Origin of the sequence: Rheinheimera maricola (assembly GCF_016918075.2) — a bacterium.
In the GTDB taxonomy this organism is placed as follows: domain Bacteria; phylum Pseudomonadota; class Gammaproteobacteria; order Enterobacterales; family Alteromonadaceae; genus Alishewanella; species Alishewanella maricola_A.
Genome location: NZ_JAERPS020000001.1, coordinates 707,443 through 733,810, shown reverse-complemented (window position 1 = coordinate 733,810; position 26,368 = coordinate 707,443). Strand labels below are relative to the sequence as shown.

22 protein-coding genes and 3 tRNA genes are annotated in these 26,368 nt (G+C 46.7%); 14 read left to right on the top strand and 11 right to left on the bottom strand.

Annotated features, from left to right (window positions below; all coding sequences use genetic code 11):
- Positions 1-3: 3 nt before the first annotated feature.
- The 4 genes from I4W93_RS03320 to I4W93_RS03305 all read right to left on the bottom strand — a co-directional run bounded on the left by I4W93_RS03320 (position 4) and on the right by I4W93_RS03305 (position 7,685).
- A complete protein-coding gene (locus I4W93_RS03320) occupies positions 4-3,057 on the bottom strand; it encodes an efflux RND transporter permease subunit (protein WP_205310811.1) in 3,054 nt (1,017 codons plus the stop codon).
- A gap of 2 nt (positions 3,058-3,059) precedes the next feature.
- Positions 3,060-4,151, bottom strand: a complete 1,092-nt coding sequence (locus I4W93_RS03315) for an efflux RND transporter periplasmic adaptor subunit (RefSeq protein ID WP_205310786.1) — start codon at positions 4,149-4,151, stop codon at positions 3,060-3,062.
- A gap of 163 nt (positions 4,152-4,314) precedes the next feature.
- Positions 4,315-6,312, bottom strand: coding sequence for an excinuclease ABC subunit UvrB (gene uvrB, locus I4W93_RS03310; RefSeq protein ID WP_205310787.1), 1,998 nt, complete (start codon positions 6,310-6,312; stop codon positions 4,315-4,317).
- Complete coding sequence (locus I4W93_RS03305) at positions 6,312-7,685, bottom strand: MATE family efflux transporter (protein ID WP_205310788.1); 1,374 nt, start codon at positions 7,683-7,685, stop codon at positions 6,312-6,314. The genes uvrB and I4W93_RS03305 overlap by 1 nt, the downstream gene beginning before the upstream one ends.
- A 547-nt stretch (positions 7,686-8,232) precedes the next feature.
- Here I4W93_RS03305 and I4W93_RS03300 point away from each other — a divergent pair.
- The 11 genes from I4W93_RS03300 to nth all read left to right on the top strand — a co-directional run bounded on the left by I4W93_RS03300 (position 8,233) and on the right by nth (position 16,963).
- A tRNA-Asn gene (locus I4W93_RS03300) sits at positions 8,233-8,309 on the top strand.
- A 29-nt stretch (positions 8,310-8,338) separates the two neighbouring features.
- A tRNA-Asn gene (locus I4W93_RS03295) sits at positions 8,339-8,415 on the top strand.
- A 19-nt stretch (positions 8,416-8,434) separates the two neighbouring features.
- Positions 8,435-8,511, top strand: a tRNA-Asn gene (locus tag I4W93_RS03290).
- A 146-nt stretch (positions 8,512-8,657) separates the two neighbouring features.
- A complete protein-coding gene (locus tag I4W93_RS03285) occupies positions 8,658-10,583 on the top strand; it encodes an EAL domain-containing protein (RefSeq protein WP_205309858.1) in 1,926 nt (641 codons plus the stop codon).
- 115 nt (positions 10,584-10,698) lie between these two features.
- On the top strand, positions 10,699-11,280 hold the full coding sequence (gene rsxA, locus I4W93_RS03280) for an electron transport complex subunit RsxA (protein ID WP_205309859.1): 582 nt from the start codon (positions 10,699-10,701) through the stop codon (positions 11,278-11,280).
- Complete coding sequence (gene rsxB, locus I4W93_RS03275) at positions 11,280-11,831, top strand: electron transport complex subunit RsxB (RefSeq protein WP_205309860.1); 552 nt, start codon at positions 11,280-11,282, stop codon at positions 11,829-11,831. The genes rsxA and rsxB overlap by 1 nt, the downstream gene beginning before the upstream one ends.
- Before the next feature lie 5 nt (positions 11,832-11,836).
- On the top strand, positions 11,837-13,918 hold the full coding sequence (gene rsxC / locus I4W93_RS03270) for an electron transport complex subunit RsxC (protein ID WP_205309861.1): 2,082 nt from the start codon (positions 11,837-11,839) through the stop codon (positions 13,916-13,918).
- On the top strand, positions 13,915-14,982 hold the full coding sequence (gene rsxD, locus I4W93_RS03265) for an electron transport complex subunit RsxD (RefSeq protein WP_205309862.1): 1,068 nt from the start codon (positions 13,915-13,917) through the stop codon (positions 14,980-14,982). The genes rsxC and rsxD overlap by 4 nt, the downstream gene beginning before the upstream one ends.
- Complete coding sequence (rsxG, locus tag I4W93_RS03260; protein ID WP_205309863.1) at positions 14,979-15,623, top strand: electron transport complex subunit RsxG; 645 nt, start codon at positions 14,979-14,981, stop codon at positions 15,621-15,623. The genes rsxD and rsxG overlap by 4 nt, the downstream gene beginning before the upstream one ends.
- Entirely contained in the window at positions 15,620-16,315 is a 696-nt protein-coding gene (locus tag I4W93_RS03255; RefSeq protein WP_205309864.1) for an electron transport complex subunit E, read from the top strand. Before rsxG ends, I4W93_RS03255 begins: the two co-directional genes overlap by 4 nt.
- A gap of 15 nt (positions 16,316-16,330) precedes the next feature.
- On the top strand, positions 16,331-16,963 hold the full coding sequence (gene nth, locus I4W93_RS03250) for an endonuclease III (RefSeq protein ID WP_205309865.1): 633 nt from the start codon (positions 16,331-16,333) through the stop codon (positions 16,961-16,963).
- Positions 16,964-16,969: 6 nt separating this feature from the next.
- Here the strand turns inward: nth and I4W93_RS03245 are convergent, their stop codons facing one another.
- A complete protein-coding gene (locus I4W93_RS03245; RefSeq protein WP_205309866.1) occupies positions 16,970-17,866 on the bottom strand; it encodes a LysR family transcriptional regulator in 897 nt (298 codons plus the stop codon).
- Positions 17,867-17,934: 68 nt separating this feature from the next.
- Here I4W93_RS03245 and I4W93_RS03240 point away from each other — a divergent pair, with 68 nt between their 5' ends.
- A complete protein-coding gene (locus I4W93_RS03240) occupies positions 17,935-18,996 on the top strand; it encodes an NADP-dependent oxidoreductase (protein ID WP_205309867.1) in 1,062 nt (353 codons plus the stop codon).
- Between the two features lie 22 nt (positions 18,997-19,018).
- Positions 19,019-19,735: a hypothetical protein gene (locus I4W93_RS03235; RefSeq protein WP_205309868.1), complete on the top strand. Its 717-nt coding sequence runs from the start codon at positions 19,019-19,021 to the stop codon at positions 19,733-19,735.
- A gap of 401 nt (positions 19,736-20,136) precedes the next feature.
- Here I4W93_RS03235 and I4W93_RS03230 read toward each other — a convergent pair whose 3' ends face one another.
- The gene (locus tag I4W93_RS03230; protein ID WP_205309869.1) at positions 20,137-21,051 is read right to left on the bottom strand and encodes a DUF808 domain-containing protein; all 915 of its coding nucleotides are present in this window, start codon (positions 21,049-21,051) and stop codon (positions 20,137-20,139) included.
- Between the two features lie 198 nt (positions 21,052-21,249).
- On the opposite strand from I4W93_RS03230, the gene gloA reads away from it, so the two are divergent.
- Complete coding sequence (gene gloA / locus I4W93_RS03225) at positions 21,250-21,651, top strand: lactoylglutathione lyase (RefSeq protein WP_205309870.1); 402 nt, start codon at positions 21,250-21,252, stop codon at positions 21,649-21,651.
- A gap of 24 nt (positions 21,652-21,675) precedes the next feature.
- Here gloA and I4W93_RS03220 read toward each other — a convergent pair whose 3' ends face one another.
- From I4W93_RS03220 to I4W93_RS03200, 5 genes are all read right to left on the bottom strand, one after another.
- Complete coding sequence (locus tag I4W93_RS03220) at positions 21,676-22,446, bottom strand: substrate-binding periplasmic protein (protein WP_224673236.1); 771 nt, start codon at positions 22,444-22,446, stop codon at positions 21,676-21,678.
- Between the two features lie 147 nt (positions 22,447-22,593).
- Positions 22,594-23,484 (bottom strand): aspartoacylase, encoded by an 891-nt coding sequence (locus I4W93_RS03215; RefSeq protein WP_205309872.1) that lies wholly within the window; start codon positions 23,482-23,484, stop codon positions 22,594-22,596.
- Between the two features lie 133 nt (positions 23,485-23,617).
- A complete protein-coding gene (locus I4W93_RS03210) occupies positions 23,618-23,824 on the bottom strand; it encodes a bacterioferritin-associated ferredoxin (RefSeq protein WP_205309873.1) in 207 nt (68 codons plus the stop codon).
- A gap of 141 nt (positions 23,825-23,965) precedes the next feature.
- The gene (locus I4W93_RS03205) at positions 23,966-25,168 is read right to left on the bottom strand and encodes an ABC transporter permease (protein WP_205309874.1); all 1,203 of its coding nucleotides are present in this window, start codon (positions 25,166-25,168) and stop codon (positions 23,966-23,968) included.
- A complete protein-coding gene (locus I4W93_RS03200; RefSeq protein WP_205309875.1) occupies positions 25,169-25,975 on the bottom strand; it encodes an ABC transporter ATP-binding protein in 807 nt (268 codons plus the stop codon).
- Positions 25,976-26,368: the final 393 nt, after the last annotated feature.

Sequence of the window (26,368 nt, the reverse complement as noted above, 5' to 3'; positions counted from 1 at the left end):
TCCTTAAACGGTTTTTATTTTAAATACACTGCAGTACAACACCGGTAAAAATAGCAGCGTTAACACAGTTGCAAAACCTAAACCAAACATAATGACCACTGCCAGACTAGCAAAAAAGTCATCCCCTAATAATGGGATCATGCCCAAAATGGTGGTAATGGCGGCCATCGATACGGGTCTTACCCTGCTAACGGCACTATCAAATACCGCAGTGGATGCCGCTTTACCCTGCTCTAACTCAAGCTTAATTTGTTCTACCAGCACAATACAATTTTTTATTAGCATGCCTGACAGACTCAAAAAACCTAACAAAGCGATAAAACCAAAAGGTGCGCCAAGCAGCAGTAAACCGAAACTTACGCCGATAATAGCCAATGGCACACATGCCCAAATCACTAACGCACTGCGCAGCGAATTAAACAGTAATACCGTAATAATAAACATCATTAAATAGCCCAGTGGTAACGAGCTAAATAAGGCTTTTTGTGCCTTTTGCTGCGCTTCATACTCGCCGCCCCATGTCAAAAAGTAACCGGTAGGCAACGTTATAGATTCAATATCTGCTTTTACCCTAGCATGCAATGCCGAGGCGGTATCGGCGGATAAATTATCATGATCTGCCATTACGGTAATGGTTCTTTTGCGGTCTCGGCGCTGAATCTGGGCATCCTCCCAGACAAGATCAAAGCCAGTAACAACCTGAGTTATAGGGACATAACGCTGCAACTTATTGCTGTATACCTGCAGATCATACAATGCATCCAGGTTGTCACGCTCAGCTAGTGGCGAGCGTGCCACAATCGGCAGCAGATGCGTACCATCACGGTAAATACCCACTGTGCGCCCTGACATACTGCTTAAAAGCACCTCATCAATATCCTGCTTGCTGATACCGGCGCGGCGCGCCATCGCCTCATTAAATCGTGGCCGGATAACTTTAGTGCGTTCGCGCCAGTTATCCCGAATGCTAACCGCCCTGCCATCTGCCAGCAGTGCTGCCTTAGCCTGCTCGGCTAACAAACGCAGCACATCTGGATCGGCGCCGCTAAAACGGGCTTCGATCTTCGCCGGTGTTGATGGACCAACTTCTAAGCGCAGTAACTTATATTGCAACCGGGGTAACTGCTCGGTGATAAACTGCCGGGTGTGTTGCATCAACTGTGGCAACTGCTCGCGCTGCTCTGCCCGCACTATCAGTTGGCTATAGGCTGCAAAATTTTTCTCTGGTTGGTAGGTCAACATAAACCTTTCTACGCCACGACCACTGGTACCCGTGACATGACTTACACCTTCCAGCGTTGATAAATAGTTCATCAGGCTGACTGCATCCTCAGCAGAGTGGCGGATGTCAGTACCCTCAGGTTGCCATAAATCAACCAGAAAAATGGGAGTGTTTGAAGGTGGGAAAAATACTTGTTTCACCTTGCCAAAGCCAACCATAGCCACAACAAGCAACACCAACGTTAAGGTATAAGTGAGCGCGCGATGTGCTAATGCCAGGCTAAGAACTTTGCGGTAGGCATTAAATACTACGCCCTGATACAAAGCTTCCTCTGCGCCGCTATCGCCGGGGGTTTTATCCTTAAATAGCATACTGGCAAAAAATGGCGTTAACGTAATTGCCGTTACCCAGCTCAGCAGCAAAGACACCAACAACACCCAAAACAGGCTACCGGCAAACTCGCCGGTGGCATCACTTGATAAGCCAATTGGCGCAAAGGCAGCAATGGCAATGACAGTAGCACCCAGCAAAGGCCATTGGGTTTGCTTAACAATAAGGCTAGCGGCATCTGCCAGTTTCAGTCGGCGTTGCATACCAATTAAAATGCCTTCGGTAATCACTATGGCGTTATCCACCAGCATACCCAGTGCAATGATCAGCGCACCCAATGAGACCCGCTGCAGCTCAATTTGCATTTGCTGCATAAAAATAAAGGTGCCAAGCACCGTGAGCAGTAAAATCAAACCAATTAAAATACCGCTCTTCAACCCCATAAAAATTAGCAACACTACGATAACAATGGCTACAGCCTCTGCCAGGTTAACGATAAAACCACTCACCGAACTGGCCACTTCATTCGGTTGGTTATAAATAGTATTCAGTTCAATACCAACCGGCTTGTTATACTCCAGTTCTGCTAAACGCTGCTCAATTTGCCTACCGGCGTCTACCACATTAACACCGCTGGAAAAAGAGACACCTAATGTCAAAGCATGCTGGCCGGCAAAATGGATCAGCTGCGATGGTACTTCAGCGTTTTCACGGTATACGCGGGCAACATCGCCAAGGTAAATCAGCTCTTTTGAATCAGGGCTGGAAATAATCAGGTTTTCCAGTTCAGATACCGACTGAAACTCACCCGTTGGATAAATACGCAGCCGATCAGGCCCAACTTTAATTGAACCGGCATTGCCTACCATGTTCTGGCTCTGCAATAGTGCTGATAATGTTTGTGGCGCAATACCCAGCGCACTCATTCTGGGGCGTGAAATTTCAACAATAACCTGCTCTTGTTGCACACCTCCAACGGCAACCTTACCAACACTGGGCACAAGCACTAGCTCACGGCGTAAGAAGTCGACGTAATCGCGCAGTTCGTCATCACTATATCCATCACCTGTGACGGCATACAAAATGCCATACACATCACCAAAGTCATCCTTCACCTGTGGCGCTTTTACGCCAGGTGGTAATTGCGGTTGTAAATCGTTTACTTTGTGGCGCAGCTCATCCCAAATTTGTTTTAGCGCTTTAGCCCGGTAGGTATCTTTCATTTCTACCATCAGCTGCGACAATCCTGCCGTAGACACCGAGGTAACATGATTAACATAAGGTAATTGCTGGATAGCATTTTCCAGCAGATAGGTAACTTCCTCTTCTACCTGGGTCGGTGAAGCGCCAGGGTATTGAGTAATAATCAAAGCTTGTTTTAGGGTAAACTGAGGGTCTTCCAAACGGCCCAGCCCAAGATAAGATACTATGCCGCCAAACAGCAGGATGGCAGCAAACAACCAGGAAGAGGTGCGGTAGCGGATAAAATAACGCGCTAGATCCATACTCACAGCCCCCGCTCACGCACCCAGGGCCTTACTTGTTGCCCCTCTGTCAATTGTTGCACCCCAGCACTAACAATTGTCTCGCCTACACTCAAACCAGACACCACCGCCGCACCAGCACTGGTCAAACTGTTTAGCTGCACCTGCCTCTTACTAACCTTACCGCTGGTAGCATCGAATACCCATACGAAACTTTGCTGCGTCTCCAACTCGACGTCCGATGGCATAAAAATAGCGCTGGACGGGATAAATAAAGCATCAACATAAGCCGTACTGATTTTATTTATCTCTGCTATCACGTTGGCCGTCATACCCGACAACACATTAAATTCTGTTGGTGTCGGCATCGTAAACACCACTTTAAAACTATTAGTAGCCGGGTCGGCCTGAGTGTCCCATTCCCGAATTCGGGCACGATAGCGATACTGCGGATGCGAGTCGAACACCACTTCAGGCTGATAATTAAAGTCTTTGCGCACGTTGGAAATCACATCTTCCGGCACCTGGATCACGACATCTACCTGATCTCGCACCTGCAACTCCATAATGGCTTGCTGTGCTGCGACATTTTCATGGTTTTCAACCAGTAAACGGGAGATATTCCCGGAAAATGGCGCTTCTAATCGGGTATAACTAAGCGCAGTTTCAGCGGTTGATAAATCAGCCTGGGCTACCTGTAGCTGGGCTTTGGCTTCATCAAAAACGGCCTGCGATACCAGCTTTTGCGCAATTAACTGTTCTGCCCGGGTAAACTGAGTTTGTGCCAGCTCAAACCGGGCCTTGGCCTGATCCAATTTTAAGTTGAAATCGGTATCATCCAACCGCGCCAGCATCTCCCCTTTCTGCACGGTCTGCCCAGGGCGGGCAATAAGCTGTACAAGCTTACCACTGAGTCGAAATGTCAGACTGGCCCGTTCAGTCGGGGCCACTACGGCAGGAAACTGTCGTACAGCCGAGGCGGCGTCACCTCCTACGACGTGTAGCTTTACTGGCCGTATCGCCGCTGTAATAGCGTCAGGTTCTACTTTAGAGCAGGCAGTTAAACTTAGCGCTGAGCATAAAGCCGCGGCAAAAAGCAGTGGGGAAAGTTGCATAAATATTATCCTGAAACAGTAAGCACACAATAATGCGGCTTAAGCTTAGCCAAGTCTGACCAGTTTGTCTTATTTAACATTAAAATCAGTTAGCTAACAGCAACTATTTCAACGGCTAAAGCAAAAAACACCACAGCCAGCATTGTAACGGTAAACCTTAGTACTAAATTTCCAACAGTGCCTGCTTTAACATATGCACCTGATCACGCAGCTTCGCTGCCTGTTCAAACTCTAGATCGCGGGCATGCTGTAACATTTTTTGTTCCAGTTGCTTAATTTCAGCTTCCACCTGATACGGTGTTTTCCCTTTAATAAGCCGTATGCGCTCAGCTACCATTGGCAGCGCTGGGCTGCTCTCCTGGCCCAGATCCATTACATCAGCAATTCTCTTAACAATTGCTTTGGGCGATATACCGTGCTCCAGATTATATTGCTGCTGCTTGCTGCGGCGACGATCTGTTTCGTCGATAGCGCGGCGCATTGAGCCGGTAATACGATCAGCATATAAAATCGCCCTGCCCTCCAAATTACGCGCAGCACGGCCAATAGTTTGAATTAATGAACGCTCTGAGCGCAAAAAACCTTCTTTGTCAGCATCCAGTATCGCCACTAATGACACTTCTGGAATGTCCAGCCCCTCTCTTAACAAGTTAATGCCCACCAGAACATCAAATACCCCCAGGCGCAGATCACGGATAATTTCCATCCGCTCAACGGTATCAATATCTGAGTGTAAATAACGCACTTTTACGCCGTGTTCATTCAGATAATCGGTTAAATCTTCGGCCATCTTTTTTGTTAATGTGGTTACCAGTACCCGTTCGCGTTTTTCGGCACGGATAAAGGCTTCAGATAATAAATCATCCACCTGGGTAGCTACCGGACGGATCTCAATTTCCGGGTCAACCAACCCGGTAGGCCGCACCACCTGCTCCACTACTTCGCCGGCAGAATGTTCCAGCTCATACGCTGCGGGTGTTGCCGAAACGTAAATACGCTGCGGTGCTATTGCTTCAAACTCATCAAACTTAAGCGGCCGGTTATCTAGTGCCGAGGGCAGACGAAAACCGTAATTAACCAGATTTTCTTTGCGTGAACGGTCACCTTTATACATGGCACCAATTTGTGACACTGTCACGTGCGATTCATCAATAAACATTAAGCCGTCAGCCGGAAAGTAATCTAGCAATGTCGGAGGTGGCTCGCCATTGGCGCGGCCAGATAAATAGCGTGAATAATTTTCGATGCCAGAGCAGTAACCCAGCTCAACCATCATTTCAATGTCAAACAGCGTGCGTTGGCTTAAACGCTGCTCTTCGACCAACTTATTGTTGGCCAGCAAATTTTCACGGCGTTGTTTTAACTCTATTTTTATCTCATCCACTGCCGACAATATTTTTTCCCTTGGCGTAACATAGTGGGTTTTCGGGTAGACCGTGTAGCGCGTAACCACCTTATCTACCGCGCCAGTTAACGGGTCAAATATACTGATCCGCTCTATTTCTTCATCAAACAGTTCAATCCGCACGGCAATATCTTCAGATTCAGCCGGAAAAATATCAATCACATCGCCACGCACGCGGTAAGTCGCCCGCTGAAACTCAATGTCATTGCGGCTATATTGCAGCTCGGCGAGGCGACGCAGAATAAAACGCTGATCAACAATGTCGCCCACTTTTAAATGCAGCAACATTTTCATATAAGATTCAGGATCGCCCAAGCCATATATGGCCGATACAGACGCAATAATTACCACATCGCGACGCTCCATTAAGGCCTTGGTAGCCGATAAGCGCATCTGCTCGATATGTTCATTAATCGACGCATCTTTTTCGATAAAAGTGTCGGTAGAAGGCACATAGGCCTCTGGCTGATAATAATCGTAATACGAGACAAAATACTCTACCGAGTTGTGCGGAAAGAATTCCTTCATCTCACCATACAACTGAGCAGCCAGTGTTTTATTGTGCGCCATAATAAGCGTTGGCCGATCAACCCTGGCGATGATATTGGCCATGGTAAAGGTTTTACCTGAACCGGTAACCCCTAATAACGTTTGATGCGCCAGGCCTGATTCCAGTCCTTCAACCAGTTTATTTATCGCTTGCGGCTGATCGCCCGCTGGTTGGTAGTGCGATACCAGCTCAAACTTACGGGTCATTATATTGTCTCCTGCGCGGCATTCATTGCAGCTGCACGTTGCACTGTTTGGTTAAACCAACTCCAGGCAATTGCTGCTGTGATAACGTTTGCTATTACGCAACCAACAAACACACCGGCAATACCAAACAAATGACCGCCCAGCCAGGCCAGCGGCACATAAAGTACAAATAATCTGATGATACTTAGCAGTAACGCACTAGCAGGCCGGTGCAGCGCATTAAAAGAAGAATTCGTTAAAATAGTGATGCCCTGCAGCCCATAGGCCAATGGCACTATCCAAATAAACTGACAAATAATGTTAACTACCATGGCTTCGTCACTAAACAGACGCGCTAATGGCAACGCCAGCACGGCCATCAACACATAAACGGCAAATTGCCACTGCATAACAAAATATCCACACATCCGATAAGCTTGCTGCACACGACTTAATTGTCCGGCACCAAAGTTTTGGCTGACAAATGGCGGTAACGTCATCGATAACGCCAGCACAACAAGACAAGCAATGCTTTCCAACCTTGCCCCGACACCGAAGGCTGCTACGGCCGCCGCTCCATAGCTTGCCATCATGGCAGTTAACACTGCCATGGCCAATGGCGTAAGCATATTGGCGCCAGCTGCCGGCAAGCCAATTCGCAGGATCTTGCGGCACACTTTAACTAACTGTTGTACTGGGATCCAGCGGGTACTGATTAGGTCGCGCCGTACCAATAAATACACAATAAGCACTGAGCCAAATAACCAGGATATTAATGTCGCCAGCGCCGCCCCTTGCATCCCCATCGCCGGGATGCCGCCCCAGCCAAAAATCAATATCGGGTCTAATATGGCATTCACCAGCCCAGAACCTGCCATAATGATGCTGGGTGTTTTTGTGTCACCAGCCGCGCGCAAAATGGCATTGCCTATCATAGGCAAGACCAACAGCACGGCTCCGGCAAACCAAATATCCATATATTGGCGAATGTAAAGCAAAATTGTGCTGGTTGCACCCATAGCACCGAACAAGGTATCAGTGAACGCGAACCCCGCTGATGCCAGTATAATCACCATGACAACCGATAAGCACAGCGCCACCAAACCATCAGTACGGGCCTCAGTTAACTGACCTGCACCCAAAGCCTTGGCAATTACCGCAGAGGTGCCAATGCTTAAGCCTATTGCCAGGCTAATCAATGAAAAAGACACAGGAAAGGTAAAACTGATGGCCGCCAGCTGCTCAGTACCCAACATGCTTATAAAAAATGTATCCACCAAATTGAATGTCATTAGCGTAATCATGCCAACCAACATAGGTAACGTCATGGCAATTAAGGTGGGCTTAATTTCATCGTTTGTCAGGGATGGTTTTGCTTTGGGAGAACTACTCATAATAACCACTTATATGGACCATGGCGCTATTGTAGAGAAAAGCTATTGATACAGCCATGTCATTTCGGCAGTTTTACAGCTGTGGAGTTAGCCTGCTGAGCAAACTACCGTCATTATCCGGCAGCATGCTGTAAAATAGTTCACAATTCGACCTTGCTTAACTCATGCCAGCTTTTTATTCTGCAGCCGACTAATATGACAATACTGAAATACTTAACGCATTGTTTTAATTGACAATAAAAATTCGTCGCAACTGACTTGACGTGCGGCAACGTCAACAAACTCAAGCCCTCTACCAGTTAACTCCCCAACAACTAACAGACTTATCCACAGCTTCTGTGGGTAAGTCGCGCCAGCACGCCAGTATGCTGGTATCTGTAGAAAAATACTGCCATTGCAAAACGAATTTTCGCCGACGTTGAACTGGCGTTAATATCACCGCTTTGGCTAAACATTACGCAAGTGATTAACGATAGTGAAAATCAGCCAGCCAAAGTGTTGACAGCCGATATGGCTGGCATTAGTATGGCGCCCCGTTGAATGCTGTTCCCTAGTAGCTCAGTTGGTTAGAGCGGCGGACTGTTAATCCGTAGGTCACTGGTTCGAGTCCAGTCTGGGGAGCCAACAGCATAAGACAATTCATGTTACACCCTTCCCTAGTAGCTCAGTTGGTTAGAGCGGCGGACTGTTAATCCGTAGGTCACTGGTTCGAGTCCAGTCTGGGGAGCCACTTTATCTTGTTACACAATTCCCTAGTAGCTCAGTTGGTTAGAGCGGCGGACTGTTAATCCGTAGGTCACTGGTTCGAGTCCAGTCTGGGGAGCCATCCATACCTCGCTTTTTTTCGTATATCTATCGTTAATTGTGTATTTATCACTATTTTTTTGATTTAATTAGCTTTCTATTGCGCGTGCCTAAAACTATATTAAGCGTTAGGACAAGGAAACTGGTTATATCTGGTGGTCACTGCTTATGAGAATATTCCGCACTTTGCTGATTAGCCAACTGCTAGCAGCCGTTATAATTGCTACCGTCGCGGTAGTGAGCTTATCTTTATATACCCAACAACAGCTAGAACGAAGCCAAAAACAAGCTTCGGTTAGCATTGAACAAATACTTAGCTATCAGCTTACCGGTGACGGCAAAATTCTTAGTCGCCAACTCGACCGTAGTTTTGCATTACAAAATTTACGTATCAGCCAGCTCGACGGCACTATTTTGCATGAACAAAACAAAAATAAAAATGGTGCAGCCTTTGCTACCATGATACTTGAACTATTTGGCAGCAAATTTACCACCCGAACTGTGCGCAATCAGGATCAAAATATTCAGATTATTTATCAGCTGGATTTTAGCGAACCCCTGGCTGACTTTCAGCAATTAGTGCTGATCTTGATGCTGCTACCCTTAGTGATTGGCTGGTTACCTATAGTGCTAAGTAAAAGTAGTATTAGCCGCAACTACAGGCGCACTACTAATGCAGTAAACGAGCTTATAGATCGGTTTATCAAAGACCCACAAAAAGCCGAGCCTGACTGGCAAAAAATCCCTACCGAATTTGCCGATATTAATGTCTCGCTGCAAAAGTTGGCTAACTATACCCGTAGCCAATATAACGAAATGGCCAACAACGCCCACCAAATTGCTGAAGAAGCATATAAAGACCCGGTAACAGAGCTACCTAATCGAAACCGTTTTGTGCAGCATTATGAAGACAATATCCGCCTAAACGAGCAAAATGAGTTTGGTGTGTTTGCAATCACCCGCTGCACTGAACTGCAAACATTAAATCAAACACGTGGTTATCAGGAAGGCGACAATTACATTCGCGAAGTGGCGAATATTGTTAAGAAATTATCTGACACCTATAAAGATAATATGGTTTACCGACTGAACAGCTCAGATTTTGGCATTTTATTGCCCAGGGTTACGCCCAAAGAAGCGGAAAACTTTGCCCTGCAGTTACAAAGCAAGCTGAACGAATACCAAAAAATATCTGAGCTTGACTCCGTAGCCTATACTGGCCTGGTCACTTACGAGGCTGGAAAAGCACTGGGGGAATTACTTGCTATTGCGGATACCTCTATCAGCCTGGCGCAGACAAAACAACCTAATGCCTGGCATTTGCAGAAAGAATCAGCGGGTTTGGAAATGGCCAGTGGCGGTTATGGCAACCAAAATTGGCGCAACGTTATTGATGATGTACTAACCAATCACCGTATTAGTTTACTGGTGCAACTGATCCAACCTTCAAACCGTTCTGCAAAAGCCTACTCAGAGATTCTTGTACGCTTTAAAACGCAAGAAGAGCAGGTTTTACCCACAGCGTCGTTCTTAGCTATGGCAGAAAAACTAGACCGTATTGTTCAAGTAGACCGGCTTATTATTGAAGCCGCATTAACCACTATCAAAAATAAGAACCTGCAAGATCAGTACTTCGGCTTAAACTTATCTGCCCGTTGTGTGCATGATGACCAGTTTATGATCTGGCTGGAACGGCGGTTATTAAAAGATGCCCATATCGCTGCAAAATTGGTATTTGAAGTAACCGAGTTTGGTTTACAGCAAAATTTGAAAACCAGTAAACGCTTTATCGATATGGTGCATCGTGCCGGTGCACGTATAACAGTTGAAAAATTTGGTGTCGGTATTACCTCATTTAAGTTTTTCCGCGATCTGAAACCCGACTTCGTTAAAATGGATGGTAGCTATACCCGCCATATCAATGATGACAAAAACAACCAATATTTCATGCGACTAATGATTGATCTCGCACATCGTATCGGGGTAGGTGTGTTTGCAGAGAGTGTAGAAACCCAAGAAGAAAAGCACATGTTAGAATCATTGTTTATCGATGGGAATCAGGGTTATTACATTGGTAAGCCTGCCCCCATCTGACGCATCTAAGCGGCAATCTAAGTTAACATTGCCGCTAAGCCCCTACGCTTTGTCCGGTTGTGTCAAAGGCCGCTTAATTGCATAATACGCCCCTGATTTTTGCCTGAGCGAAACGATGACTGAATTTCTGCTGTTGTTAATCAGTACTGTACTGGTAAATAACTTTGTGCTGGTAAAGTTTCTTGGCCTTTGCCCTTTTATGGGCGTATCGGGCAAGCTGGAAACAGCGATTGGCATGTCACTGGCGACCACTTTCGTATTAACACTGGCGTCGTTGTGTAGCTATTTGGTCGATCACTACGTGCTCGCGCCACTCGATTTGCTTTATTTGCGCACGCTGGCGTTTATTCTGGTGATTGCTGTTGTGGTACAGTTCACTGAAATGGTAGTGCACAAAACCAGCCCGACTTTGTACCGCCTACTGGGCATTTTTCTGCCGCTCATTACCACAAACTGTGCCGTACTGGGTGTAGCACTGCTTAATGTTAATGCCCGACACAATTTTATTAATTCAGTGGTATATGGTTTTGGCGCCGCTGTTGGCTTCTCACTGGTGCTGATCCTGTTTGCGGCCATGCGAGAGCGATTAGCCGCCGCCGATGTGCCCTTGCCATTCAAAGGTGCCGCCATAGCAATGATCACCGCAGGTTTAATGTCGCTGGCCTTTATGGGCTTTACCGGTTTGGTGAAAGTCTGATGACGTTAATGACGGCCCTTATTGCCCTTGGTGGAATGGCACTGCTTTTTGGCGCAGTGCTGGGTTATGCCGCGATTCGCTTTAAAGTTGAAAGCGATCCCTTGGTTGAGCAAATAGATGATATCTTGCCGCAAACTCAATGCGGCCAGTGTGGCTATCCTGGTTGCCGGCCATACGCAGAGGCGATTGCCAATGGCGATGATATTAACAAGTGCCCGCCAGGGGGCGAAAGTACCATTCGTAAATTGGCCGATTTAATGGGGGTTGAGGCCAAACCATTGAACGAAGCCCAAACCGAAGCCGTAAAACGTGTAGCCTACATTCGTGAAGACGAATGTATAGGCTGTACCAAATGCATTCAAGCTTGTCCGGTAGATGCCATTGTTGGTGCGTCTAAATTAATGCACACCGTGTTAATAGATGAGTGCACCGGTTGCGATCTATGTGTCGAGCCGTGCCCGGTAGATTGTATTGACATGGTGCCACTTGCGCCTACCATTGGGCGCTGGAAGTGGGATTTGGCCGCCATCCCTGTTCGAATTGTGGAGTAACAGAGATGCCGAGTTTATTTCAGCAAATTCAGGCCGGCAAAGTGTGGGATTTTCATGGCGGTATTCACCCGCCAACCCGAAAACAGCAGAGCAGCCAAAAACCTATTGCAGTAATGCCATTGCCGGATCGGCTTTACATCCCGTTGCGCCAACATATCGGTGTTGCCGGTGTGTTATTAGTACGCACGGGTGACCGAGTTTTAAAAGGCCAGCCGCTGACAGCAGCCGATAACTCGATGGCAGTGCCGGTGCACGCCCCAACCTCTGGTATTGTAGTAAACATAGCCCCACACACTAGTCCGCACCCTTCTGCTATGCCAGAGCTGACACTCACACTAGAACCCGATGGTCAGGACGAGTGGCGAATTCGTGAGCCATTAAATTTTGCGACTTGCGACAATTTGACCTTGCTAAACCGCATACAGGAAAGCGGCATTGCTGGCATGGGCGGCGCCGGTTTTCCCACGCATTTAAAAGTCGGTATGACCCAACCAGTAGATTATCTTATTATTAATGCTGTTGAGTGCGAGCCTTATATTAGTGCCGATGACCTGTTAATGCAGGAAGCGGCTACAACCATTGTCAAAGGTATTGATATTCTTTGCCGGCTGCTAGCGCCAAAAGCGGTATTAATTGGCATTGAAGACGATAAGCCCATTGCCACTGCGGCCATGATGGCGGCATGTAATCAGCGTGAGCATTATTACGTCCGTAGCGTACCAAGCAAATATCCCTCTGGTGGTGAGAAACAGCTTATTCAGCTGCTAACCAATAAAGAAGTACCAAATGGCCGGCGTCCGGTAGATATTGGTATTGTCATGCAAAACGTTGGCACCGCATTTGCCGTTGCTCAGGCGGTACTGGATGATCATCCTCTGATATCCCGAATAGTTACCGTAACAGGTGACACCTTAAACCAGCCACAAAACATGCTGGCTTTGCTTGGCACACCGGTATCGGCGTTACTAGATGCCTGTGGCTTTCAACCTGAAGCACAGCAGCGCGTCATCATGGGTGGCCCAATGATGGGCTTTACACTGCCGGACTTGTCAGTGCCGGTGGTTAAAACCACCAACTGTATTTTGGCACCCACAGCAACCGAATTACCTGCTGCCAATAATGAAATTGAGTGTATTCGCTGCAGTAGCTGTGCCGACGCTTGCCCCGCAAGCTTATTGCCGCAACAATTGCTTTGGTACAGCAAAGCCAAAGACAGCACCAAGCTGCAAGAATATAATCTGGCCGACTGCATTGAATGTGGTGCCTGTGCCTATGTATGCCCCAGCGAAATTCCGTTGGTGCAGTATTATCGGGTTGCTAAAGCTGAAATTCGAGAGCAACAGCATGAAGCGTTAAAAGCCGAGCAAGCCAAGGCTCGTTTTGAAGCACGTAACGCCCGGCTGGAGCAGGAAAAACAACAGCGCGCCGAGCGCAATCAGCAACTTGCTGCGACACGTAAGCAACAGCAGCAAGCCAGTGGTGCCGATAGCACCGTAGCCGACGCATTGGCACGAATTAAAGCCAAACAGGCGCAAAGCCTCTCGACAGAACCCAGCGATAAAATGCAAGTGCAGGCACAGCGCGAACTGAAAAAACAGCAGGCACGAGCCTATCAACAAGATAAAGCTGATGCATCCCAAACCATAGCGCCAGCTGCTGATAACGCAGATAACAGCAGCCCTGCTGTCAATAGCAAAGCCGCCTCCGTTGCTGCGGCGCTGGCCAGAGCCAAAGCCAAAAAAGCAGCACAGGCCAATACTGGTATCAGTACTGACATCATTACCGATACTGCTGTCGAAGTGACTGAAAATTCAGTAGCGCTTGCTGTAACTACTAGTCCGGCAACCCCGGTTACTAGCGCCGATACTATCGCACCTGATCCACGTAAAGCAGCCGTTGCTGCCGCATTAGCCAGGGCTAAAGCCAGGCAGCAGCAACAAGTGCAGACACCGACTGAGCCCGCCCAAGCTAATAACAACAATGCCGCAATTAATACGGTGACTGAGCCAGATCCACGTAAAGCTGCCATCGCCGCAGCAATTGCCCGTGCCAAAGCAAAAAAACAAGCCGATAGTGAGAACTCATGAGTTTTAAAATCGCCAGTTCGCCACACCAGCATAATCAACGTAGCACGGCGCAAATTATGCGCCTGGTCACACTGGCCTGCCTGCCAGGCATAATTCTGCAAGCGGTAATGTTTGGTTATGGCGTTATCATTCAGTTAGCGCTGGCCATTATTACTGCCTGGTGTAGCGAAGCGCTGATATTACGACTGCGTAATAAACCGGTGTTAGCCAGACTTAAAGATAACAGTGCTTTACTCACCGCAGTGCTGCTAGCGATTGCTATCCCACCCTATGCGCCCTGGTGGCTTATTGTAATAGGCACGGCTTTTGCCATCATAATGGTAAAACAGCTATACGGTGGCTTGGGTAACAATATATTCAACCCGGCAATGGCAGCCTACGTGCTGCTTTTAGTGTCATTTCCACTACAAATGACGCAATGGCTACCACCGCTATCGTTACAAAGTATCAGCCTGACACCACTGGATGCAGTGTGCAGTATTTTTAGCCAATTTAGCTGCAGCGGTTTTAGCCTGTCGCAACTACAAAGCGGTATTGACGGTATTAGCATGGCCACTCCGTTGGATACTTTACGCACCGACCTCAACCGCGGCTTAACCTTAGACGAAAGCTGGCAACGCCCGGTGTTTTTTGCCTTTGCCGGCACCGGCTGGTTGTGGTTGAATCTGGCCTATCTGGCTGGCGGGTTATTGTTAATACAGCAAAAAATTATTAGCTGGCGTATTCCGGTTGCAGTGCTTGGCAGCCTATTTGTGTTGGCTGCAGTGTCAAGTCTGGCTTCATCCGACACCTTTGCCGGCCCGCTGTTTCACCTGTTTAGTGGCGGCACTATGTTGGCTGCATTTTTTATTGCTACCGATCCGGTCTCTGCCTCTACCACCGATAAAGGCCGCTTATACTATGGTGCCCTGATTGGTATGCTAGTGTTTTTAATCCGTAATTTTGGTGGTTATCCTGACGCTTATGCTTTTGCCATCTTGCTGGCCAATATGACGGTACCGCTGATTGATTACTACACCCGGCCACGCACTTATGGCCATCGCGCCCGGAGTGAACTGAAATGATCCGCGCTATCAGCAAAAATGCTATTGCTCTGGCCACGGTTGCCGCGCTGTGCGTAGCAGTTCTAAGCTTGGTTAATCAGCAAACCGCTCCGCGGATAAACGAACAGCGCTTGGCTGCCAAGCTGGCGATCCTATCTGAGGTATTACCCAACGTTGATGTCGGCCAGGCTTTGCTGCAAGATTGCCTGCAAGTGACGGACCCGGTGCTCCTTGGCAGAACTACGGCCCAGACGTTGTATCGTTGGCGCCAGGATGGCGAGCTAAGTGCCTATATTATTGAGACCACCGCACCGGATGGTTACAGCGGTAATATAGATTTAATAGTTGCACTGACGCCCGATGGCACAGTACTAGGCAGCCGCGTGCTGGCGCATAAAGAAACACCTGGCCTGGGTGATAAAATTGAAGCGCGGCGCTCATCATGGATTTTTAGCTTTAGCGGTAAAGTGGTAACCGCTAACAATGCCGATAAATGGGCGGTGCGAAAAGACGGCGGCGACTTTGACCAGTTTACCGGCGCGACGATTACACCAAGAGCGGTAGTTAATGCCGTGCGAAACGCGGTACTGTTTGTGCAGCGGCATCCAGAATTGGCAACGCAAACAGCTAATTGCCCACCTGCGGGAGCCGAAATACGATGAGTCAGGTTAAAGAATTAACTATCCAGGGCCTGTGGAAAAACAACCCCGGCCTGGTGCAATTACTGGGTTTGTGCCCGCTGCTGGCGGTAACCGCTACCGTAACCAATGCGCTGGGCCTGGGCTTGGCTACGCTACTGGTACTGCTGGGCTCAAATGTCGCGGTATCCTTAGTGCGCAACCATGTTGCCAACGAAATACGCATTCCGGTGTTTGTGTTGATTATCGCCAGCCTGGTTACCGCAGTAGAATTGCTAATGAATGCCTATACCTATGATTTGTATCTGTCACTGGGTATTTTTATTCCGTTAATTGTCACCAACTGCGCAATTATTGGCCGGGCTGAAGCCTTTGCCTCTAAAAATGCCGTACTGCCCTCTGCGATCGACGCCATTATGATGGGTCTGGGGTTTCTGCTGGTGCTGCTGGTGCTGGGCGCCATGCGGGAAATACTTGGCCAGGGCACTTTGTTCGACGGTGCCGATTTACTACTCGGTGATTGGGCCAAAGCACTGCGCATTGAGTTATTCACTGTCGACAGTCACTTTTTACTCGCCATGCTGCCACCGGGAGCGTTTCTTGGTATGGGCTTATTAATTGCGCTGAAAAACGTTATTGATAATAAAATTAAACAAAAACAGGCTGTTGAAAAAGGCAGTATCGCCCGCGCCCGGGTTACCGGCGCGGCACAATAAGCTGCCGGACAAAGCATGAATAAACAAAAACGTATAGAAATACTCAGCCGGCTACGCGCAGCCAACCCAACGCCCACCACCGAGCTGGAGTACAGCTCGCCGTTTGAGCTGCTCATCGCGGTATTATTGTCGGCGCAGGCCACCGATGTCGGCGTAAACAAAGCCACCAAACACTTTTTCCCAGTTGCCCGAACGCCGCAGCAAATGCTGGATTTAGGCGTTGACGGCGTAAAGCATTACATTAAAACCATCGGTTTGTTTAATACCAAAGCCGAGAACGTGATAAAAACCTGCCGTATTTTGGTTGAACAACACGGCGGCATCGTTCCGGAAAATCGTGAAGCCTTAGAAGCCCTACCCGGCGTTGGCCGTAAAACCGCTAATGTGGTGCTTAATACTGCCTTTAAATGGCCGACAATTGCCGTTGATACCCATATTTTTCGCGTATCCAACCGCACTAAACTGGCGCCGGGTAAAAATGTCGACGAAGTCGAACACAAACTACTTAAAGTGGTGCCCGCCGAGTTTAAACTCGACATACACCACTGGTTAATTCTTCACGGACGCTATGTGTGTACCGCCCGTAAACCTAAATGCGGCAGTTGTATTATTGAAGATTTGTGTGAGTTCAAAGATAAGACTGAATAACCGTACTCACTGCTCGTCAAACGCGATGGAACGCGTAAATCGGTGTAACCAACCAGCCGCTAGGCTCGGTTTGTAGATAAGTTCTATATGCTCTTGGCAAATGTGCTCACACCCCACCACATCGATAATCTTTAACCCTGCATTGTCAGCAACAAAGTCCGGAACATAAGCAAGCGCAATCCCATTGTTCACCACAGACATTAGAACGCTAAATTCACTGCATCTATAGCTGATAGTACGCGGAATTTTTTCATCGCGCCAGCCATCCGAACCAACGCCTCTTTTGGTACCACAAAACAGAGATACACTGGGGCAAGCAAAACCGAAGTCACGCAATTGATCAATAGTGACCTTTCCATCGGGAAAGCGTTTAAATAAAGGGTGCTGAACTGCTGCCACGACTTTAAACACAGATGTGCCCAGATGAATACTCGCAAAGTCTTCACCGTAGGAGCTTTCTTCAAGTGCAAACCGGGTAACCAAAGCAAAATGTGCCTGCCCCGTATTTACCTGCACAATGGCACGGCCTTCCCAGACCGACTCTAAACTGTAATCATAATGTTCTTTGTTTAACCCACGAGTGAGTTTGGGAATATAGTGCTGTAGTAACAACGAAGGCCCGGCCATCTTCACCAATATTTTGTTCCTATCGCCACTAAACTCACTAATTGCTTGCTCTGCTTCATGCACCAAATGTGATGCATAGTGACGGAATTTCTCACCGTGTTGATTGAGCCGAATGTTTCGGCCAATGTGGTCAAAAAGTTGAATGCTGAGCTTACTTTCGATGCGCTTAATAGTTTTTGAAAGCGCTCCTGGTGTAATGTTGAGTTGTTCAGATGCAATTTGTAAATTTGACGTATCAGCAACAATTAGAAATTTCTTTAAATCTTCGGTATCCATATTCAACCTTTCATTTCCAAATTGGAATTATTCATGGAAAAATTGTAGCTTATCAGGACATAAATGACATGCAACAATTTCACCCATCAAATACAAGAGGTATGATTGAAATGCGCTGTTATCAATTGAAGCAATGGTTTTACGTAAAACGACCTAAAGGAATTGTAGACAGGGAGCACTATGAACTAAGAGAGTCTGATTTTAGTCCTCAACTGTCAAAAAATGAGGTGCTGATAAAATCCGAATACATTTCTGTTGACCCTTACATGCGGATCCAGCAAGCAGCAACACACTCATGGGAACCACCTCACCCTTTAAACACTGTGCAGGGTGCTGCGGTTGTAGCTAAAGTACTTGAATCAAACAATAGCAACTTCCAACCCGGAGACTGGGTAACCGGATATACCGGCTGGCAAACTCATGCGATTGTGCACGGCAATGAAATACAAACTCTCGATCCCGAGCAAGCTGATGTAAAAACTGCATTGGGAATCCTGGGTATGCCGGGCAGAACTGCCTGGTTTGGATTAATGGAAGCTGGCAAACCCAAACCCGGTGAAACTGTACTCGTATCTGGTGCAGCCGGCGCCGTTGGCTCGCTCGTAACTCAGTTTGCTATAAAAGCTGGATGCCGTGTGGTTGCTATTGCAGGCTCTGAGGAAAAATGTGAATGGTTAAAAACATTGGGTGTCGTTGAAGCACTAAACTATAAGGCCTTTTCTTCTGCGCCTCAATTGCAAACTAAACTTCTGGAGCTGGGTGGTATTGACGTGTATTTTGATAATGTCGGAGGTATGGTATCAGATGCAGCATTGACCAGTCTGAATCTGAGAGCCCGTGTTGTTGTCTGCGGCCAAATTTCACAATACAACGGCGGCCTGGACACCCCGGAAATGAGTCCCCGCTTTTTACATCAGCTTTTGTATAAACGAGCTTCTGTACATGGAATATTGGCACGTGATTTTACTCACCGCATGGCAGAAATGATCGAGCATGTTGCCCCTTGGGTCAAAGCTGGTGAAATACAGTTTAGAACCACTGAAGTCAATGGTTTTGAATATCTGCCCGATACATTGGCTGGATTATTTGAAGGACAAAACATCGGAAAGGCAATAGTTCGTGTTGTATAACAACTTATCAATTGCATCAACTATGAAACAAATACCGCGCATTCTATTCACATTGTTGATATCGACAAGCATGACTTTAAATGCGCAGACTTCCCCCAACAAACATGACCCACATGAAAAGCATACACGAGTAGGTTTTCACGGCATGGTGTTGGTTACTGATGGCAAACGTCTCTTTGCCAGTCACTTACCTCTATATCAAGCGCCTCATGATTATCAACTTGTCTATGAAGTGAAAAGTACACACCAGCAGCAATTGGTGGAACGCTTAACGCAAACAAACAAGACGACACACGCGCGCTATGTGGAAAACATGGTAACGCTGCTGCCAGCAACGTTTGACTTAAACACACTTATCGAGGGTCAATCTTTTGAGATAGAGACTCAGTTTTACCTTGGTCACTTTGAGCGAGGTGGTGAGAAATGGCTGAAGGACAAAAACTTCAAATTTGTCCGTCAAATATACAAGCGTCCACTAGCCACTCTGCGTGCCGCTGAAAAACCAAATGAAATAAAGTGGCATGTTTTGGACATAGCACCAGATAACAAGCAATTGCTTATTTATCTTATTCAAGCTGCGCCATCGTTTGACGCAATAGTGTTTGGTTATCAATGCCATGCTACTAACTTCGTGAATCAGTCCGAACCAGTGCCTGACATTGGCACATTGTATTCTAAAATAAAGCAGTGTCAGTCGATGGAAGTTTTGCACTTTGAAACAAGCGATTTTGCTAAATGAAGCTAATACTCGTTGAAGCTAATACTCGTACTGCTTGCAATTGCTTTATTTTTTTCGGACACTGCATTGGCAAAAGAGAGCGATTTTGATAAGCGAATGGCTGAACTTTCAAAACACATTTGGATTCACGGTTCACCAAATTGTGAAGGTAATAGTGATCCGTCTATAGAAGTTTATCAGTTTTCAGATACAACCTATTTACTCAGGCAAAGCAAGTGCAGCCACTACGAAGCCCCCCTTTATTTACCTATTACTCGGTAATAACAAGGTTTTTGTACTCGATACCGCCTTTGGTGTTTGCCTATGATCAATACCACGCTGAAATAGAACGGGCGCGTCTGTTAGTCGCTCAAGGCGAATAAAGTAGAAGAATATAAGCTGCTTATAAGCCAGCGTGGCTGCTAGCTTTTTCGCCAGCGACCAATCAGGCTCCAACTGCCCAGGACAATAACACCGGCGATAAATCCTGTGAAACCGTCAAATAACAACGATGTAAACCAGCTGAGTGCCGGGGCGGCTTGCAGCACAGCTAATGATAAATGATGAAGCACGGTAATGTTATGGCTAAGGATACCGCCACCGACCAGAAACATCGCCACAGTACCTATAATGCCCAGCGCCTTCATCAGTAGTGGCGCTGCTATCAGCAATCCGCGCCCCAGCATCCGCTGCAGGTTATTCCAATTGCCACTAACGGCTTTTCTAAGCATGTATAAACCCGCGTCATCCATTTTCACTATTGCCGCCACCAAACCGTAAACGCCAATAGTGATAGCAATACAAACAGCACTGAGCACGCCTACCTGAGTAATAAAATCAGCCTGTGTCACGCTGCCAAGTGCAATAACCACAATCTCGGCAGACAGAATAAAGTCGGTACGAATTGCGCCTTTTATTTTTGCCTTTTCCAGCGCAACAATGTCGACATTCTCATCTGCTAACGCCTTAAGCCGCGTTTCACGCGCCACCGGCGACTGATGCAGGAAAAACCGGTGTATAACTTTTTCTGCGCCCTCGTAACATAGGTATAAGCCGCCCAGAATCAGCAATACGGTGATGAGTACCGGTAAAAAGGCACTTATCAGCAATGCTGCTGGAACTAAAATAAGTTTGTTGAGAAAAGAACCTTTTGCCACCGCCCACACCACGGGAATTTCCCGCTCAGGTTTAACACCAGTCACCTGATTAGCGTTTAACGCCAGATCGTCGCCCAGCACACCTGCGGTTTTCTTAACTGCCACTTTAGACAGCACGGCGACATCGTCAAGCAAAGTAGCAATGTCATCAATGAGGGCGAGAAGATTAGCTCCAGCCACGAATAAATCCTTTTATTATCAATATATATTTCAGCATAATGAGGTTAGCCGGATTTGTACATGTTATGTTTCAGCTATTGGCGACGTGGCGCATCACTGTGCATGGCCGTTATCGCTGTATTGCCAGAACAACACGTTATGGCAATTATATGTTTTAAATTTAGGTAAGTTTAGAGACAAAACCGAATAGGAGTTTGTATGCGAATGCTACATACCATGCTACGCGTGGGTAATCTGGAGAAATCTATTACGTTTTATACCGAAGTGTTGGGTATGAAACTGTTACGTCAGTCTGAAAACACCGAGTATAAATATACGCTGGCGTTTGTCGGTTATGGTGATGAACGCGAACATACCGTGTTAGAGCTAACTTATAACTGGGGCACTGACAGCTATGATTTAGGCAACGCCTATGGCCACATTGCGCTTGAAGTTGAAAACGTATATGACGCCTGCGACAAAATCCGCGCCAAAGGCGGTGTAATTAGCCGCGAGCCGGGGCCGGTAAAAGGTGGTAGCACCGAAATTGCTTTTGTACGAGATCCTGATAATTATGCAATTGAGTTAATACAGAAAAAGGCCAGTTACGATACGCTGTAATGCCATTTGCTCCCGTCAGACGATTTATGGCGTTTGACGGGCAGAATCTTCCAGCCGCAGAATTATCGCTTCAGCATACACCGGCTGATATAAGCTACGCATAGTGCCATCGCGGTAGCTCTGCTCTAGAGCCTGCTGCCAGCGGGTGATACGCTCATCGGCCACATCCTTTGAGAATGCCAGGTAGCGCTTGCGTTCAGTTAAATATTGTACCCGAGTCAATTCATACCCAGCTTGTTTTACCTCTAAAGCAAAACCAGGCAGGCTATATTCGGTGATAGCCATAACGTCAATTCTACCGGCAATCAACATATCAAGACATTCGCCACTTCTGCTGGTTAGTACCAAGTTGCGTCCCTCTTCAAAGCCAAACTGCATAATATCTTTTGCCGTAACGGCATTGCGATAACTGCAAGCAATAAGCTTTCCGGGCAATTTCAATTCACTGGCAGCAATGCCCAAACGCTGGCGCAAACCATATAATGAAATTTGATAATGCAGCAAAGGCCCTACCCACTTAAACCAGTTTTCCCGCTCCGGCGTGCGTACAGTCTCAAATAAAGCGGTACTTTCACCTGTTCTGGCCATACTTAGCGCCCTACCCCAGGGCAACAAACGAAACTCACCGGGCTCTTGTAATTGCTGTTGTAAATGACGAATAAGTTCAACAGTAACACCAGCGACCTGTCCCTGTGCATCCAGGTACTGACCTGGTGGGCTATGCTCTGTTAAAAATAACAGCGACGCCGGTGTTTGCGCACCCAGCCCAGCGCAAAAAAAAGCAATTAGAAGCATAGCCTTACTAAACATAAGCCTACGTGTCAGTTTAAATGTCATACTGTACCAAGACTTAATCAAATTTTATTTATATAACAGCTTAATAACACAGTTGTTGCCAAAAACAAACCAGGATAGCGACCGCTACCTTTTGTCATGACCACATTAATCAAGCGTAATAATCACTTTTTCATTTAACGACATAGCCAAATTATTGTCATAGTAGGCCGCTTCGTTAATAAATGTCGGATACACGGTAACCTCACCGTCATAACAAACTTCTGTACCGTCAAACAGGGTAAAAATTGGATCGCCCGGATTAATCGGCTGATAATCTCTGTCTTGCACGTTTTTATGTACCATACCCAAGCGCTCGCCTTTGTCATTTACCGGCAGTTTAATACTGTGTAAATAGCGAAAGGCTTCAGTTTGTTTGGGTAAGGTTGGCAGCTTGCCAGTATTGTATAACTCAACAAAATCCAGAATATGCCGTGTCATGCGGTCCATCAATTCCAGCACATCCTGACGCAGCACTGATTGCGGCTGTGGCCCTACTTCGACCAACACGCCATAGCGGCCCAACGTACACATTAATGCATGGTCTTCTGCGGCGAAATGATCTTCATCCCGTGAGATGATGGCTTCCGGCATCACCATTTTGACATAAGCCGCCAGCTGATTATAAAACGGCCCAGCTTGCGTTAAAATTAAGCAAGCGCCCATATTGCTAGTGGTGTTATGTAAATCGATCAACAGATCGGTTTTGGCGTTGCCCTTAGGCCCCAACTGGGCATTTAATACTTTGGCCCGGCTTTGTTCGTAGTTGGCGAGTAACGGGTTGGCTAAGTCGACATTTTTAAACTGGCGGTTTAAATCAGCGTGTAAATATCGCTTATTGGCATAATGCGCTTCTGGGTTGGCCCAAACCAGTTCAGTATTAAAGCTGGCGCGACTGGCTAAATCTGGTTTAGCCTGATACTGCTTTATTAAATAAATACCCGAAAATTCATTACCATGCACACCACCGACAATGGCAACCTGTTTTATTTTATCCATAATTACGCCTATAACCGCTCTGTTATACCAAGCCTGTGCTTAGCCTAATTCAAGAGCGTTATTATGACCAGTGTGCAGAGGAAAAAGAATAGATGAAGAATTTAAATGCTAAAAATAAGCATATAAATGCAGGCTAAGCGGCTGGTTGGGCTAAATCGTGGTTGTTGCCTGACAGCTGTACCAGTTCGTTATGCAAAATTTGCTGCGCCTGGCAGGTACATTTACCGCATTGACTACCGACACCGGTACACATTTTCAGCTCACGCATGCTCGATACCCCTTCAGCCACTTTTTGCTTAATGGTTTTATCAGTAACAGCTTTACATAAACACACGTACATAGCAGCACTCCGAATATCAGTACGCCTGCAGTTTAATATTATTAAGAACTATTATCAATAGTATTTGTAAACTTGAATCGTTATTAATAACAACGCCAGCGAAGTGCTGGCGTTGTTGGCTTACATTAATATTTAAAGGGCCTAGCGGAACAACACTTTCTCCTGCTGGAACCAGTGCACACAAAAGCCAATGGCTACCGCAGCCAGCAACAGCGTAGAGCCAAAAATCAGTGCCAGCATCATATAATCTGCCGTGCCTTTAATCAGCTCTTTAATGGCCAGTGCCACGTTCATAATTGGCACTAACGCAGTTTTACTGTTTAACTCGACACCTGGCATCATTGCCGCCACCAGCGGCAAAAAAATCATTATTGTCAGTGGGCTAATGTAATTTTGCGCTTCTTTAAAGGTACGGGCATAAATAGAGATAGCCAGTAATAAAGCAGCAAATACCGCCGAAATTGGCAATAACAGTGAGAATATAAGCACCAGCTCTGTAATAGCAATAGCTGACATCGCCTCTTGCACTACCGCCATACCAGCGAAAGAGCCGATAATAGCGCCCCAGATGCCAAAACTGCCAACGGTTATCAAAGCACCGACCAGCCCAGTGGTTAACACTGTTAAAAACTTACCCAGCACTATGCTAACCCGACTGATAGGGCATATCAGTAACGTTTCCAGAGTGCCACGTTCTTTTTCACCGGCGCCCATATCAATGGCCGGATAAGAAGCACCGAGTAAACAAAGCGGGATCAAAATGTAGGCAATCACAGCACCGAACTTTTCACCTATGTTCTCCCGTTTATCTGCCGTATCTACTTTTTTCACATCAACCGGTTTAATAATAGCGGCCAACTTCGCCTGGTCGACATTCAGTTTAGTTAAGGTCTCGCGTTGTAACTGCTCGTTAAAACTGGTCAGCAATTCCGAGAAATAACGGTACATAAAATCGAATTGTGATGACTGGTTATAAATAATCTGCCATTGCGCTTGCTCTGCTGAGGAGCGTTTGTCAGCGAAATCTGCCGGAATGATGATAGCCACATCGATTTCATCATTGCGAATAGCGGCAACCAACTCCGCTTCAGTGCTTTTGTCGCTGGCTATTTGTTTAAAGTTCTTGTGGTAAAACAGCGCATCGGCAAACTGTGGCGCCAGTTCGGCATTAACCAGAACATAGCGATGCTCTTCTTGCATGGCTTTGTTGGTTGTACTGGATAACACTAAACCCATCACACCAAAAATGACTGGGAAGATAAATATTGGCAGCAGGATAACAAAAATCAGCGTTTTCTTATCCCGCATCAGTTCAGTGAGTTCTTTAAAATATACCTGCCACATTTACGCTGCTCCTTGCTGTTGTGTAATGACCTGACCTTTTAGTACCGACAAAAATGCCTCACGCAGATCAGCATTATTGGACAATGCTTTAAACTGGTGAATGTCGCCGGAAAATGCACTAATGCCTTTATCAATAACCACTACCCTGTCACACAACGAGGCAACTTCATCCAGATGGTGGGTGGAGAAAATTACCGGCGTACCGGCGGCTTTTAAGCCTTTGATAAAGTCCAGCACCGTTTGCACCGTCATAATGTCCAACCCTGTAGTAGGCTCGTCCAAAATAACCACTTTGGGGCTGTGCACTACAGCACGGGCAATAGCCGTTTTCTGCTTCATACCGGTTGACATATTATCAGCACGGCGGTTAGCAAAGTCGTGCATATTCAGTAAAGTAAACAGCTCGTCAATGCGTTGCTTTAACTGCGTTTCTCTCATGCCGTGCAAACGACCAAAATAAGCAATGTTTTCATAAGCGGTTAGCTTGCCATACAAGCCGGTATCAGCTGACAAAAAACCAATCTGCTGCCGCGCTTTTACCGGCTGCTTTAATACATCTACACCATTTAACAACACGGAACCCGCGTCAGGCTTGAGTGCCGTTGACAGCATTCGTAAGGTGGTGGTCTTTCCAGCACCATTAGGGCCAAGTAGGCCAAGTACTTCACCACTGCCGCAACTAAAACTGACATTGCGCACGGAGTGAAAGGCGTCTTTGCTATAACGTACATCCTGTTTTTCGGTATCAGATAACTTGTTATTTTTACTCAGCGCAAAGGCTTTAGCTAAATCCTGAATTTCAATCATGCAACCATCCTGTCATCAAAGCCGCCAGCGAAGCTGTCGCGGCCGGAAATAGTAGGTATTGTTATAAAATATGGCGGTGTCGTTGTCATTATACCCGCCCTAAACGCCTGCCGATGGCAAGGACGTTAGCTATTGATTATCAAGAAGTAGACGCAAGTAAGCAATTTGTTCTGGCAATTTATAGCGTATAAAACTGTAAGCAGCTGTTAAGGAACGATCCCTTGCAAGGGCATCAAGATATCTTAAAAGATGAATACAACGCCAATACCCCCAAAAACAATTACATATTAGAAACAATAATTTACCAACAACACGCTCGCTGCTATCATCGCAGCCTTTACAGCTAACGGCTGGAAACATAGTTATTAACCGGTACAAGTGACCAGCGGCAAT

Bases quoted from the DNA above. Each gene is read 5' to 3' on its own strand.
- I4W93_RS03320 (WP_205310811.1), bottom strand. From the start codon at position 3,057: ATGGATCTAGCGCGTTATTTTATCCGCTACCGCACCTCTTCCTGGTTG.
- I4W93_RS03315 (WP_205310786.1), bottom strand. From the start codon at position 4,151: ATGCAACTTTCCCCACTGCTTTTTGCCGCGGCTTTATGCTCAGCGCTA.
- uvrB (WP_205310787.1), bottom strand. From the start codon at position 6,312: ATGACCCGTAAGTTTGAGCTGGTATCGCACTACCAACCAGCGGGCGAT.
- I4W93_RS03305 (WP_205310788.1), bottom strand. From the start codon at position 7,685: ATGAGTAGTTCTCCCAAAGCAAAACCATCCCTGACAAACGATGAAATT.
- I4W93_RS03285 (WP_205309858.1), top strand. From the start codon at position 8,658: ATGAGAATATTCCGCACTTTGCTGATTAGCCAACTGCTAGCAGCCGTT.
- rsxA (WP_205309859.1), top strand. From the start codon at position 10,699: ATGACTGAATTTCTGCTGTTGTTAATCAGTACTGTACTGGTAAATAAC.
- rsxB (WP_205309860.1), top strand. From the start codon at position 11,280: ATGACGTTAATGACGGCCCTTATTGCCCTTGGTGGAATGGCACTGCTT.
- rsxC (WP_205309861.1), top strand. From the start codon at position 11,837: ATGCCGAGTTTATTTCAGCAAATTCAGGCCGGCAAAGTGTGGGATTTT.
- rsxD (WP_205309862.1), top strand. From the start codon at position 13,915: ATGAGTTTTAAAATCGCCAGTTCGCCACACCAGCATAATCAACGTAGC.
- rsxG (WP_205309863.1), top strand. From the start codon at position 14,979: ATGATCCGCGCTATCAGCAAAAATGCTATTGCTCTGGCCACGGTTGCC.
- I4W93_RS03255 (WP_205309864.1), top strand. From the start codon at position 15,620: ATGAGTCAGGTTAAAGAATTAACTATCCAGGGCCTGTGGAAAAACAAC.
- nth (WP_205309865.1), top strand. From the start codon at position 16,331: ATGAATAAACAAAAACGTATAGAAATACTCAGCCGGCTACGCGCAGCC.
- I4W93_RS03245 (WP_205309866.1), bottom strand. From the start codon at position 17,866: ATGGATACCGAAGATTTAAAGAAATTTCTAATTGTTGCTGATACGTCA.
- I4W93_RS03240 (WP_205309867.1), top strand. From the start codon at position 17,935: ATGCAACAATTTCACCCATCAAATACAAGAGGTATGATTGAAATGCGC.
- I4W93_RS03235 (WP_205309868.1), top strand. From the start codon at position 19,019: ATGAAACAAATACCGCGCATTCTATTCACATTGTTGATATCGACAAGC.
- gloA (WP_205309870.1), top strand. From the start codon at position 21,250: ATGCGAATGCTACATACCATGCTACGCGTGGGTAATCTGGAGAAATCT.
- I4W93_RS03220 (WP_224673236.1), bottom strand. From the start codon at position 22,446: ATGCTTCTAATTGCTTTTTTTTGCGCTGGGCTGGGTGCGCAAACACCG.
- I4W93_RS03215 (WP_205309872.1), bottom strand. From the start codon at position 23,484: ATGGATAAAATAAAACAGGTTGCCATTGTCGGTGGTGTGCATGGTAAT.
- I4W93_RS03210 (WP_205309873.1), bottom strand. From the start codon at position 23,824: ATGTACGTGTGTTTATGTAAAGCTGTTACTGATAAAACCATTAAGCAA.
- I4W93_RS03205 (WP_205309874.1), bottom strand. From the start codon at position 25,168: ATGTGGCAGGTATATTTTAAAGAACTCACTGAACTGATGCGGGATAAG.
- I4W93_RS03200 (WP_205309875.1), bottom strand. From the start codon at position 25,975: ATGATTGAAATTCAGGATTTAGCTAAAGCCTTTGCGCTGAGTAAAAAT.